The sequence below is a fragment of the Variovorax sp. N23 genome (genome assembly GCF_025486315.1).
In the GTDB taxonomy this organism is placed as follows: Bacteria; Pseudomonadota; Gammaproteobacteria; order Burkholderiales; family Burkholderiaceae_C; genus Variovorax.
In genome coordinates, this window is record NZ_JAOOPY010000015.1 from 84,164 (window position 1) to 97,971 (window position 13,808).

The following is a 13,808-nucleotide window of genomic DNA, read 5'->3' on the forward strand; positions in this document are numbered from 1 at the left end:
CTTTCCATCGTGTTTCATCCCACACCCTCGAAAGGAATCTCCATGAACACCCGACTGACTTCGACCAAAGGCCTCGTGCTGGCGCTGGCGTCCGCCGGCGTGATCGGCGCGGTGGGCGCAGGCGCCTACACCAGCGCGCGCGCCGTGGCGCCGGCCCCGGTCGCGACGGCCGCTGCCGCGCCGCTGGTGACGATGCCCGACTTCTCGACCATCACTTCGCGCGACGGCCCGGCGGTGGTGAACATCAGCGTCACCGGCACGACCAAGACCTCCTTCGACGGCGCCGCCGGCATGGACCCGGACGACCCGATGGCCGAATTCTTCCGCCGCTTCGGCGGGCAGATCGGCCCGCGCGGCCCGCAGCGTGAAGTGCCCACGCGCGGCCAGGGCTCGGGCTTCATCGTGAGCGCCGACGGCACCATCCTCACCAACGCCCACGTCGTGAAGGACGCGAAGGAAGTCACCGTCAAGCTGACCGACCGCCGCGAGTTCCGCGCCAAGGTGCTGGGCTCCGACGAGAAGACCGACATCGCGGTGCTCAAGATCGACGCGAAGGACCTGCCGACCGTGTCCCTGGGCAGCACCAAGGACCTGAAGGTCGGCGAATGGGTGCTCGCCATCGGCTCGCCCTTCGGCTTCGAGAACACCGTGACGGCCGGCGTGGTGAGCGCCAAGGGCCGCTCGCTGCCCGACGACAGCTACGTGCCCTTCATCCAGACCGACGTGGCGATCAACCCCGGCAACTCGGGCGGCCCGCTGCTCAACACGCGCGGCGAGGTGGTCGGCATCAACTCGCAGATCTACACGCGCAGCGGCGGCTACCAGGGCGTGTCTTTCGCGATCCCGATCGACGTGGCCGTGCAGATCAAGGACCAGATCGTCGCCACCGGCAAGGCCAGCCATGCACGCCTGGGTGTCGCAGTGCAGGAGGTGAACCAGGCCTTCGCCGACTCCTTCAAGCTCGACAAGCCCGAAGGCGCGCTGGTGTCGAACGTCGAGAAGGGCAGCCCCGGCGAGAAGGCGGGCCTGCGCTCGGGCGATGTGATCCGCGCGGTGGACGGCCAGCCCATCGTGTCTTCGGGGGACCTGCCGGCCGTCATCGGCCAGCGCAAGCCGGGCAGCCAGGTCACGCTGGACGTATGGCGCCAGGGCGCGCGCGAGCAGCTCACCGCCAAGCTCGGCGATGCGTCGGACAAGAGCAGCGTCGTCGCCAAGAATGACGACGCCGTCGGCAAGGGCAAGCTGGGCCTCGCCTTGCGCCCGCTGCAACCGCAGGAGAAGCGCGAAGCGGAAGTCGACAGCGGCTTGCTGATCGAAGACGCCGGCGGCCCGTCGGCCATGGCCGGTGTGCAGCCGGGCGACGTGCTGCTGGCCATCAACGGCACGCCGGCGCAGAGCGTCGAGCAGGTGCGTGAGGTGGCGGCCAAGGCCGGCAAATCGGTGGCGCTGCTGATCCAGCGCGGCGGCGACCGGATCTTCGTGCCGGTGCGCATCGGCTGAGCTGCGCTGCCGAATCGCCGGCGCCGGCAGAACCCGCCTTTCTTTCAGAAAGGCGGGTTTTTTCATGGGCGCGCCATGCGTTAACCATGACACGAAACAGCAGACTATTTCCCTGAAATTTGTCAATGTCACTTTTCGGGTGGGGCATCGCGTGACAAATGTGCGGAGAATGAAATAATCGTGAGCCCAACGTCGCCGCCGAATCAGGCGCGGCACAGGGGTGTGACGCGGCCCTGGGAGGGGGCGTGCCGCAGGGGCTCCGTGACAGTGAATAAGAAGATCCATGAAAGACTTTTCACTCGCCGACGTGCGCCTGTTCATCAAGGCCGTCGAATTGGGCGGATTGACGCTCGCCGCCGACGTGCTGGATATACCGAAGGCCTCGGCCTCGCGGCAATTGCAGCGCCTGGAGGCCAGCGTCGGCCATGTTCTGCTTCACCGGGGCTCGGCCCGCTTTGCGTTGACGGAAGAGGGCCGTCAGTTCTTCGAGACGGCGGTCGACATGCTCCGTGCGGTCGACCGGGCCCTGTCGAATCTCTATGCGGACGGGCGGGCCCTGACCGGCCGCCTTCGCATTGCCGCGCCGGCCTACGCGGGGCGGCAATTCCTGGCGGCGCATCTGCCGGCCTTCATGGCCGTGCATCCACAGCTTCAGCTGTCGATCGAGGTCGGCAGCGGCCACGTCGACCTGTTCCGGGACGAGGCGGACGTGATGTTGCGCCTGGGCCGCGAGGGCTGCGAGGAACTGGTGGCACGGCGGCTCGCCACGGTGCCGATGCTGCTGTGCGCCTCCGCGTCGTACCTGGCCCGCGGCGCTGCCATCACCACCCTGTCCGACCTGGCGGGGCACGCCTTTCTTTGCGGCGGGGCGCAGCGCCGGGTGGGCGAGATGACCGTGCCCACGGCGAACCATCCGCGCCACGTTGCCGCTGCGACGGCCGTGCATTCCAACGATCCGGAGTTGCTGCTGGAGCTGGCGTGCGCCGGGCAAGGCATCGCCCTGTTGCCGTGCGCCCTGGCCGAGCCGGCCCTCGAGCGCGGCGACCTGACGGCCGTGCTGCCTGCCGTTCCCCTTGCCGGTGAAGAGCTTCATCTGGTGTATCTCCCGGGTCGGCGCAATTCCCGAAAGATCAAGGCCTTCGTCGAGCACCTGTTGGCGGCCACGCGCACGCAGGCGCCGCTGGGCATCGGCCATCCCTCCTGACGATTGCCGGACGACCCGCCTCGCACCTAATTATCAATCAATTGATTCCTGCGTGTTGATTCGCTGGGGCTGCAAATCCGCCGATGCGGTTGTCGGAAATGGAACTGCCGGTCTCGGCAGAAAAGTGTGAATTATTTCCGCAGTTGTACCCGGCTGGCCTGAGTACATTTCTTCACATTCAAAAACAAGAATTTCTTTCGACACCGACGCAGGGGGCGGGTCGAGTCAATTTCACAGGCCCGCAAGAGGCCAGGAATTGACGGCTGAATAAAAACAGAAGTATTCGAGGGATTCCATTCTTTTTTAGAGCTGCTGCCGCGCTGCAGCCCGTGGGGGCGCGCGCGTCTGCGAGCGAGCGGTGGCCCGAGCCGCCACGTGTCTTTTGAACCTGGAGCATCCAATGCCAACGACAACATCGACTCAAGCTTCCCTTTTCAGCCGTGCCCCAGCGCCCTGGCACCGCGCCGTGCGCCGTGGCGTCGGCCTCCTGCTGGTGGCGGCCTGCGCTTTCCCGGCGATGGCGCAGCCTGCCGTGGCCGGCGCCAAACCGGCCGCAGCGGCACCGTCCGCCGTCACGGTCGAGCTCCAGCAGCACAAGGTGGTGAGGGCCGCCGACGGCAAGGAGCAGTGGCTCGACGCCACGTCGGTCTTGCCCGGCGATGTGCTCGAGTACACGGTCACCTACACCAACAAGACCGGCAAGCCGGTGTCGGGCCTGGTGGCCGACCTGCCGATTCCGGAGGGGCTCGAGTACCTGCCGCGCAGTGCCCAACCCGGCGCGGCCGGGGTGAAGGCGGCGGCGAAGGACGGCGCATTCGCCGCCGAGCCGTTGATGCGCAAGGCCCGGGACGGCAAGGCCGAACCCGTGCCCTACGGCGAGTACCGCGCCCTGCGCTGGACGCTGGGCCTCTTGCCGGCGGGCGGCGCGGCCACCGTCAGCGCGCGCGCCAAGGTCGAAGTCGTGGTGCCACCGGCGCCCAGGCCCGTGAGCGCCACGCCGCAGGCACCGCCCTCGGTCGGCGGACCTTCCGCCCCGGGCGCGCTGCGCTGACCCCGGCCTCGCTTGGCTCTTCCTCTTCTTCATGCGACCGATGACACGCGACCCGGCCCATGCCTTCCCGACAGGGAGCGCGTCGGCCGGGTTTTTCATGTTCCCTTTCTTTTGACAACCGAGGAGAAAACCAAGTGAGTCCCACCCTGCCAACCCAGCGCACCGGCGTCAGGCCGCGTGCTTCATGGGCCGGCGCCGCCGCGTTGACGCTGGGCTTCCTGTTCGGAAGCCCGTCCGTCTTCGCGGCCGCGCCGCCCGCCAACACCATCATCGGGAATCAGGCCTCGGCCTCCTATTCGGACGCCAGCGGCAACACGCAGCTCGCCACCTCGAACCTGGTGCAGACCACGGTGCAGCAGGTCGGCTCCTTCACGCTCGATGCGTTCGGCACGGTCACGACCACGGTGGTGAACACGAAGATCGGCGCGGCCGGCTCCATCGTCTATGCGCCACACGTGTTGACCAACACCGGCAACGGCTCGGACACCTTCACACTCGCGGTCGCGGAAGACGCCACCACACGCTTCTCGAAGATCGAGGTCTACGCCGATGCCAATGGCGACGGCATGCCCGACGGCACCACGCCGCTGTGCTCGGTCGTGCCCGGGGCCTCGTGCGACGTGCCGGCCCAGACGGTGGCCGGCAACAACGGCACCTTCCAGTTCGTCGTCGCGTATTCGATCCCCCGCACGGCCACCGCGCCGACGACGCCGTATGCGCTCGCGACCGTGACCGCCACGGCCGGCACACCGGCCCTGTACGCACCGGCGAATCTCGTCGCCGCGGACAAGGACCAGGTCAATCTGACCACGGTCGCCGCCTTCAACGCCACCAAGAGCATCGGCGTCCCGGCCGTCGCCGGGCCCGGCGGCGCGGCTTGGCCGACGGCCACCACCGGCGGCCCGCGTTCGTCCTCCGGGGCGTGCACGACGACCTGGTCGGTCGGCCTCGCGTCCAGCGCGACCTGCCAGTACACGGTCTACACGCTGACCTTCAACAACACCGGCGGTGGTGCGGGCAGGTTCGCGCTGTCGGACACCCTGCCCGCCGGCTTCACCTACGTCGCGGGTTCCGCGGTGTGGAGCAGCGCGCCGGGCGTGGCGCTGGGTGACGGCGCCGGCGGCGATCCGGCCGGCATCGACTTCGCGGCCAGCGGCAACACGCTGAACGCGGTGGTCGCCTCGCTGGGCCAGAACGTGACGCAGACGATCAGCTTCGTGGTGTTGGTCAACAACACCGCGGCGATCGGCACGTCGACCACGACCAACACCGGCAAGTACAACCCGACGGATTCGCCGGCGGCCACCTCGACGGCGATCGGCACCGTGGGCTCGAGCACCAACCCGGCGGCCTACACGGTCACGGCCAGCTACGGCATCGCGGTGGGGACCAACCCGTCGACGGCCGCCACCGCCATCGACACCGTGCCCGGCACGCCCAACGGCACCGCCGCCGACCTGACGACGCAGCCGTCGGTGGTCGCGGGCGGCAGCGTGAAGTTCGGGCAGACGGTGTTCAACACCGGCAACGCGACCGACACCGTCAACCTGACGATCGCCAACGGCAGCTTCCCGGCCGGAACGACCTTCCTGTTCTTCGCGGCCGACGGCGTCACGCCGCTGCTCGACACCACCGGCGACGGCGTCCCCGACACCGGCCCGATCGCGGCGGCAGGCAGCGTCAACATCGTGGTGCAGGCCAACGTGCCGGCGAGCGCGGTGGTGGGCACGGGGCCGTTCGATGCGGTCGTCACCGGCCGCTCCGCCGGGGACACGACCCTGCTCGACACCACGCGCGACATCGTCACCGTCGTCATCGGCTCGCTGGTCGACCTGACCAACAGCGCGGCCGGCACCGGCTCGGGCGCCGTCGCCGGCGGCGACCTGGGCCCCGGCCCGAGCCCGCAGCCGACCACCACCAACACGACCGCGGCCGGCACCGGCACGATCTTCACGCTGTTCGTGAAGAACAACGACACGGCCGCCAACGCGTACAGCCTCGCGGCCAGCCAGTCGACCAGCTTCCCGGGCACGCTGCCGGCCGGCTGGACCGTGAAGTTCGTGGCCGCCGGCGGCACCTGCACAGGCGCGGCGCTCACCAGCGTGAGCGTGGCCGCCGGTGCGCAGCAGCAGGTCGACGCCTGCGTCACGCCGCCTGCGACGCAGACGCCGGTGACCGCCCAGAAGATCTACTTCCAGGTGCAGTCGACCGCGGTCGCCTCGACCGGTGTTCTGGTGACCGACACCAAGCTCGACGCCGTGACCGTGGTCGCCGCTGCGACGCTGAGCGCCACCCTGACGCCCAACAACGCCGGCCAGGTGGCCCCCGGCGGTACCGTGGTCTACGCCCACACGCTGACCAACACCGGCAACCAGAGCTGCGGCGCGTACACGCTGACGGCCACGGTGCCGGCCGCCGATGCCACGCTGGGCTGGACCACCTCGATCTACCTCGACGTCAACGGCGACGGCCAGATCGATGCGGGCGACACGCTGGTGACCGGCCCGCTGGCCGGCCCGCTGGCGGTGGGCGGCACGCAGAAGCTGCTGGTGCGCGTGTTCGCGCCGGGCGGCGCCAGCGCCGGCGCGACCGACCTGACGACCGTCACGGCCACCTTCACCGATCCGGCGCCCAACTGCGGCGCGCCGACCGCGACCGACCTGAGCACCGTGATCACCGGCCAGATCCGCGTCGTCAAGACGCAGGCCGCCGACATCGCCTGCGACGGCACGGCCGACGGCGCGTTCGCGGCCACGCCGCTGTCGCTCAAGCCGGGCGAGTGCATCGTCTACCAGGTCAAGGCCACCAACGAAGGCAGCTCGCCGGTCACCAACATCGCCATCAACGATGCGGTGCCCGCGTACACCAGCCTGACCGGTGCCACGCAGCCGGCCAACCAGTGCGTGGCCACGGGCATCACCGGCACCGCTCCGGTCTACGCCCAGAGCGCCACCGCCGTGAGCTGCGGCAGCACGGGCAACACCGTGTCACCGAGCGGCAGCGCCACGCTGACCTTCGCCGTGCGGATCAACAACTGACGAGCGATTGAGTCGCCGGCGGACCTCGGGGTCCGCCGGCTTTGCGCGAAGCGCCGCGCCCCGGTGCGCGCTTCGCTTTTTTCCATTGGCGCCGGGTCGTGTCACCGCCCGGCGCCAGCGGAAAAAAGTCCCTGTGTTCACGGCGCTCCGGGGGGAGGGCCGACGGAAGGTTTCTCGGCGTGCAATCTCACTCAGACTCCACGAGCCCGTGCGCGCGCCCGCTGCCGCTGCGCCTCGGCGCCGTGCTGGCGCTCGGCCTGGCGGCGCTGTTCGGCATGGCCCCGGCCGCGGCCGCGCCGGCCCCGGGCGGCACCGTGATCCGCAACGTGGCGAAGGCCACCTATGTGCCCGCCGGCTTCGCGCAGACCGAGACGGCGAGCTCCAACGGCGTCGTCGCCAACGTGTTGCCGGTCGAGGCGCTGGTGCTCACGCAGGACCAGTCCGTGAACCGCCCGCCGGCCACCGTCGTCACGCTGAACCACCTGCTGACCAACACCGGCAACGTGCCGTCGCGCTACAGCTTCGCCTTCGCCAACAACGGCAGCGGCTGCGCGGCCGACACGCTCGACCTGTCGGCGCTGCGGCTGGTGCGCGACCTCAACAACAACGGCGTGGTCGATGCCGCCGATCCGGTGCTGCCGCTGGGGGTGGCGGATGCGTTGGCGCTGCAGCCGGGCGAGACCGCGTCGCTGCTGGTGCAGGGCACCATCCCCGCGACGGCCGCCGGCAGCGCCTGCGTCGTGCTCGGTGCCACCACGGCGCTGCAGAACCGCCAGGCGAGCAACCGCGATGTCGTCACCGTCGGCGATGCGGCCGTCATCGCCCTCGTCAAGTCGGCGAGCTACCCCGGCCATGTCGTGCCGGGCCAGACGCGCATCGACTTCGCCGTGACCGGCACCAACATCGGCGCGCGCGACGCGGTGCCCGGCAACACGGCTGCGCCGGCGGGCACGCCGGTGCTGGTGAACGGTGTGCCGACCGCCCTGGTGCTGGTGCGCGACGCGGTGCCGGCCGGCACGCAGTACCTGGTGGGCACGCTGCAGAGCACGGCGGCCGGGGCGGTGCGCCTGTTCCGACTGCCGGGCGATGCGCCTTTCAGCTACCGCACCACCGACGATGCAGCGGCCGTCGAGGTGGCCATCGGCGTGCCGACGGCCGTAGTGCGCAACGCCTCGATCGCGATGCAGTTCGCGGTGCAGGTCCGGGCCGACCAGAGCGGCGACATCCGCAACACCGCGCAGAGCTACTACGGCGACGGCACGGGGTCGGCGGTGTCGCAATCGAACACCGTGCTCATCAGCACCAGCCAGAGCCGCCTCGGCGTGGCCAAGTCGGCGTCGGCGCCCAAGCTCAACCGCGGTGCCGACGGCCAGCTCGACGGTACGGCCACGGTGCGCTTCAGCGTGAACGTGCGCAACTACGGCGCGGTGTGGCTCTACGGCGTGCAGGCGGCCGACCTGCTCGAAGGCGCGGGCGCGACGCAGTTCGGCAGCTACACCGCGGCCGCGGTGCCGGGCGCCAACCAGTACACGGTGGTCGCCGGTTCGCTGCGCATCGCGAGCGACCAGGGCAACGGCGCGAGCGGCACCGTCGCCGTGGTCAACGGCGCGTTCACCGGCACGGCCTCGGCGCCGAACCTGCTCGCGCCCGGTGCGGTGCTGCCGGTGGGCGCGCGCTTCACCGTGCAGTTCGACGTGCGGGTCCATCTCACGGGCCGCACCGGCACGCTCTACAACAGCGTGCGTGCGCAGGGCGCGCTCACGCCGGACGGCGCGGCCGTGGCCTTCGACGAGTCGGTCGACGGCGCCGATCCCGACCCGGACGGCGACGGCAACCCGAACAACAACGCGGCGCCCACGCCGGTGTCGTTGCAACTGCCGGCCCTCTCGCTGGTCAAGAACGCCTCGCTGCCGCGGCGGGTGGGGCAGGGCGTCTACGAGATCGACTACCGGCTGCTGGTGACCAACACCGGCGCGGCCGCGGCGCCAAACGTGCGCGTGATCGACAACCTCAACTGCACCTTCGACATGGACAAGGCCGACGGCCAGGTCGCGTCGTGGGAACTCTCGGCCGCACCGACGGTGCGCAGCGGCCTGCTCACGCCGGCCGGCAGCTTCACCGGGCGGGCCGCCTGCAACCGCGGCGCACTGGCGAGCGCCGACGCCTTCGACCTGCCGACCGAAGTCGTGCTCAGTCTGACCGACGGCAGCCGTGCGCTCTCGCCCGGCCAGAGCGAGGAGATCCGCTTCAGCGTGCGCATCACCGAGAAGCCGGCCGCCGTCGGCACCCGCCTGGCCGTGACGAACAAGGCCTGGGCGGCGGCCTTCGAGCAGAACACCATCAACCTCACGCCGGCGATGCTGGTCGCCGCCAGCGCCCACAGCGTGCAGTCGCTGCTGGCCGACCCGCAGGGCACGGTCTACAACGCGGTCACGCGCGCGCCGGTGGCCGGCGCCGTGGTCACCTTCACGCGCACGGCCTGCAGCGCAGGGGCGGTCACGCCGCTGACGGCGGCCGACATCTTCGGCGCTTCGTCGGGGGCCTACACGGTCAATGCCGACGGCAGCATCTCGATGACCACGGGCGCGGACGGCAGCTACCAGTTCTTCCTGCAGTCGCCGCCGGTCACGGGCCTGTGCACCTACACGCTGGGCGTGGTGCCGCCCGCAGGCGCCGGCTATGTGTTCCCGTCGCAGCTCATTCCGGTGACGCCCGGCACCTTCGCGGCCTGCAGCCCCATCGCGCCCAACGCCGCGCCGCCGCAGGGTGCCGATCCGACGACGCACTACGTCCGCGTCAACGCGGGCTTCGACGCTGCGGGCGCCGCCTGCGACGTGACGCACAACCACATCCCGCTCGACCCGGGCAACATCCTCGGCCTGGTGCTGCGCAAGGACGGCAGCAAGCGGCAGGCGGAGTTCGGCGACTTCGTCGACTACGCGCTCACGGTGACCAACAAGACCGGTGTGCCGATCACCGGTGTCACCTTCGACGACCACCTGCCGCCCGGTTTCGCGTATGTGGCGAACAGCGCGCGGCTCGACGGCGCGGCCACCGGCAACCCGGTCGGTGGCGCCGGGCCGGCGCTGGTCTTCAGCTACCCGACGCTCACGCTTGGCGTCGATCAGTCGGCCATGGTGCGCTACCGCGTGCGCATCGGCGTCGGCGCGCCCACCAGCGGCGACGCCGTGAACCGGGCGCGTGCGAGCGCGGGCTCGGTGCGGTCCAACCTGGCGAACTGGACGGTGCGCGTGAGCGGCGGGGTGTTCTCCGACGAGGCCTTCCTGTTCGGCAAGGTCTTCATGGATTGCCGGCGCGACGGTCGGCAGGAAGGCATCGACGAGATCGGCATTCCGGGCGTGCGCCTTTACATGGAGGACGGCACCCACGCCATCACCGACATCGAAGGCAAGTGGAGCCTCTATGGCCTGAAGCCGGTCACGCATGTGATGCGCGTCGACCCCACCACGCTGCCGGCCGGTGCGCGGGTGGAGGTGCTCGACAACCGCAATTCGGGCAGCCCCGAGAGCCGCTTCGTCGACCTCAAGAAGGGCGAGTTCCACAAGGCCAATTTCATCGTCACGAACTGCGACGACCCCACCGTGGCCGCCGACGTGGCGGCGCGGCGCGCGGCCATCGCGGCGCTGCCCGACACCGAAGCCGAAGCCCAGGTGCGGCTGCGCCTGGACCCGGAGAACACCCTCGTGGCCGTGAACCGTTCGGTGGCCCAGCCGGCCAGCGGCCAGGCGCTCGCTGGCGGGAGCATGGGCAGCATGGGCAGCACGACCACCACCTCGGCACCGCTGATCGCCATGCCCCTGGCGGCGGCCAACGCCAGCAGCTTCGTCGGTGCCGCGACCGGCGGCCTGAGCGGCACGCTGGGCAGCGCCGCTGCGCAGCCCGGCACACCCGGCACGCCGGCAGGCAGCCTGTTCGCCGCGCTCAACGGTCTGCCGGCCACCGCGCAGTCCACGCTTGCGCCGCGCAGTGCGCCGCTGCTGCCGCAGGCCGCGCCCAGCCCGATCGAGCTCGAGGCGCTGCTGCCGCAGCTGGGCGACAACACGCTCGGCTTCATCGACCTGAAGGACGGCGACACCGTGCCCGCCCCATCGATCAACGTGCGGGTCAAGGGCGCGGCGGGCGTGGCGCTGCGGCTGTCGGTCGACGGCCAGGCGCTGGACGAACGCCGCGTCGGCAAGAAGACGCAACTGCCGTCGAAGGCCATCGGGGCGTGGGAGTACATCGGCGTGGCGCTGCAGCCCGGCCGCAACCGCCTGACGCTCGAAGCGGTCGACGACTTCGGCAACGTCCGCGGCAGCGCGCAGCAGATCAGCGTCGTCGCGCCCGACAAGCTCGGCGCCATCGACATCGCGCTGCCCGAGGTGGCGCGCGCCGACCTGCGCACGCCGGTCGTCGTCAAGGTGCGGCTGGCCGATGCGGCCGGCGTGCCGGTCACGGCGCGCACGCAGCTCACGCTCGAGGCCGACCGCGGCCGCTGGCTCGACGAGGACCTGAACCCGGCCGAGCCCGGCACGCAGGTCTTCATGGACGGCGGGGCGACCGAATTCCGCCTGCTGCCGCCGGGCGAGCCGGGCGACGTGCGCATCCGCGTGAGCGCCGGCACCTTCGTGAAGGAGGTGCGCCTCGCGCTGCTGCCCGAGATGCGCCCGATGCTGGCCGTCGGCATCGTCGAAGGCGTGCTCGACTTCACCAAGCGGGGTGGTGTGCCGCTCGGCGCCGCGCCTGCCGGAGCCGCCTTCGAGAGCGAGCTGACGGGCCTCACTGACAGCCACGACAAGCACCGCGCCGCCGGCCGTGCCGCCTTCTTCCTGAAGGGCACCGTCAAGGGCGAGTACCTGCTGACGGCGGCTTACGACTCCGACAAGGCGCGCGACGACCGGTTGTTCCGCGACATCCGGCCCGACGAGTTCTATCCCGTCTATGGCGACTCGTCGGTCAAGGGCTTCGACGCGCAGAGCACGCAGAAGCTGTACGTGCGCATCGACAAGAACCGCTCCTACCTGCTGTACGGCGACTTCACGACCAGCAGCAGCACCGAGGTGCGCAACCTGAGCCAGAGCAACCGTGCGCTCACCGGCTTGAAGCATGTCTATGAAGACGCCAGCGTTCGCACCACCACGTATGCCTCGCGCACCGCGCAAACGCAGCAGGTCGAGGAGTTCCGCGCGGTCGGCACCTCGGGCCCGTACTACCTGAGCGCCGGTGGCGGCGAGTTCGTCGAGAACAGCGAGCAGGTCGAGATCGTGGTGCGCGACCGCGGCCAGCCGAACCTCGTGCTGCAACGCACGGCGGTCGCGCGCTACGTCGACTACACGATCGAGCCGCTGACGCGCCGGGTGCTTTTCACGCACGCCATCGCGTCGGTCGACGCCAACCTGAATCCGCAGTCGATCCGCGTCACCTACGAGGTCGACAGCGGCGGGCCGAAGTTCACCGTGGCCGGCACCGACGTGCAGGTCAAGGTCGGCGAGCGGCTGCAGCTCGGTGTGGTCGCCAGCACCGACGAGAACCCCGAGAACCGCCGCAAGCTCGGCGCGCTCACCGCCGTGGCGCGCCTCGGCGACAACACCACGGTGGCCGCCGAAGTCGTGCGCACCGAGTCCGACGAGAAGGGCGGCGGCCACGGTGCGCGGGCCGAGCTGCGCCACCAGACCGAGCAGCTCGCCGTGGTGGCGCTCGCCAGCAAGACCAGCGAGGGCTTCGACAACCCCGGCGCCAGCTTCTCGGCCGGCCGCACCGAGGCTGCCACCCGTGCCGAATACAGGGTCGACCCGAGCACCGCCGTGCGCGGCGACCTGCTCTACAGCCAGGACGCGCTGCTCGACGGCGACCGCAAGAGCGCCACCCTGAGCCTGCAGAAGAAGCTGGGCGATGGGCTGGCGGCGGAGGTCGGCGTGCGCCACGGCCAGAGCAGCACGGGCATGGGCACCAGTTCGGGCTTCGACTACGGCCAGATCTCGACCTACAACGGCCAGCTCGGCAGCAGCGTGAACGCCAGCAACGTCACCGCGCTGGGGGCCGCCGCCACGGCCAACGCCGACAGCGAGAGCCTGACGACGGTGCGTGCGCGCCTGTCGGCCCCGATGCCCGGCCTGCCGCAGGCGCAGGTCTTCGTCGAAGGCGAGCAGGACGTGCGCGCGTCCGACCGCCACGCGCTGGCCATCGGCGGCAACGTCGCGGTCACCGACAAGACGCGCGTCTACGGGCGCTACGAATTGGTCTCCGGGTTGCAGGTGCTCGACGCCGCGCAGTCGAACAACGTCGGCGTGCTGGGCATCGAGAGCAACTACATGGAGGGCGGTCGCGTGTACAACGAGTACCGGCTGGCCGACACCCTCGACGGGCGCGCTGCGCAGGCCGCCACCGGCGTGCGCAACACGGTCAAGCTCAGCGACCGGCTGCGCCTCACCGGCGGGCTGGAGCACACGCGCCAGATGGGCGGCTACGACAACAGCGCCAACAGCGGCAACGGCTACGCCGATGGCCTGGGCCAGTCCACCGCCCATCACCGGCGGCGTCGAATACCTGACAGATCGGGTCAAGGCCAGCGGCATCGTCGAAGGCCGCAAGGGCGACGACGCCGACACGCGGCTCTTCAGTGCCGGCTTCGGCTACAAGCTCGACCCGTCGTGGAGCCTGCTGCTGCGCAGCGTGGTGAGCGACAGCGAAGGGCAGGGCAGCAACGCCGGCAACGAACGGCATCTGCAGCGCCACCAGCTCGGCGTGGCCTACCGGCCGGTCGACACCGACCGCTGGAATGCGCTGGCCCGCTACGAGCACCGGTCGGAGCGCGTGGTCGGCGCCGGCAGCACGGCGGGGGCGCTGTCGGGCGGCAGCGTGTTCGGCGCGGACTACGGCAATGCGTCGCTGCCCGGCAGCACCAGCGCCGACATCGTCTCGGCCCATCTCAACGTCAACCCGGAACGCGGCCGCGTCGTCACCGCGCGCTACGCCGCCAAGGTCTCGCGCGCCGACGACGGTGAACTCGCCAGCC

At 70.5% G+C, this 13,808-nt stretch carries 5 protein-coding genes; all 5 read left to right on the forward strand.

What is annotated here, in order from left to right; genetic code table 11:
- Positions 1-42: 42 nt before the first annotated feature.
- On the forward strand, positions 43-1,500 hold the full coding sequence (locus N8A90_RS20245) for a DegQ family serine endoprotease (protein ID WP_262076832.1): 1,458 nt from the start codon (positions 43-45) through the stop codon (positions 1,498-1,500).
- A gap of 307 nt (positions 1,501-1,807) precedes the next feature.
- Positions 1,808-2,704 carry a LysR family transcriptional regulator gene (locus N8A90_RS20250; protein WP_262076834.1) on the forward strand — a complete coding sequence of 299 codons (897 nt, stop codon included), beginning with the start codon at positions 1,808-1,810 and terminating at the stop codon, positions 2,702-2,704.
- A 400-nt stretch (positions 2,705-3,104) separates the two neighbouring features.
- Positions 3,105-3,755, forward strand: a complete 651-nt coding sequence (locus tag N8A90_RS20255; protein ID WP_262076835.1) for a hypothetical protein — start codon at positions 3,105-3,107, stop codon at positions 3,753-3,755.
- A gap of 134 nt (positions 3,756-3,889) precedes the next feature.
- Positions 3,890-6,793, forward strand: coding sequence for a beta strand repeat-containing protein (locus N8A90_RS20260; RefSeq protein WP_262076836.1), 2,904 nt, complete (start codon positions 3,890-3,892; stop codon positions 6,791-6,793).
- 179 nt (positions 6,794-6,972) lie between these two features.
- Positions 6,973-13,797, forward strand: a complete 6,825-nt coding sequence (locus tag N8A90_RS20265) for a hypothetical protein (RefSeq protein ID WP_262076837.1) — start codon at positions 6,973-6,975, stop codon at positions 13,795-13,797.
- Positions 13,798-13,808 lie beyond the last annotated feature (11 nt).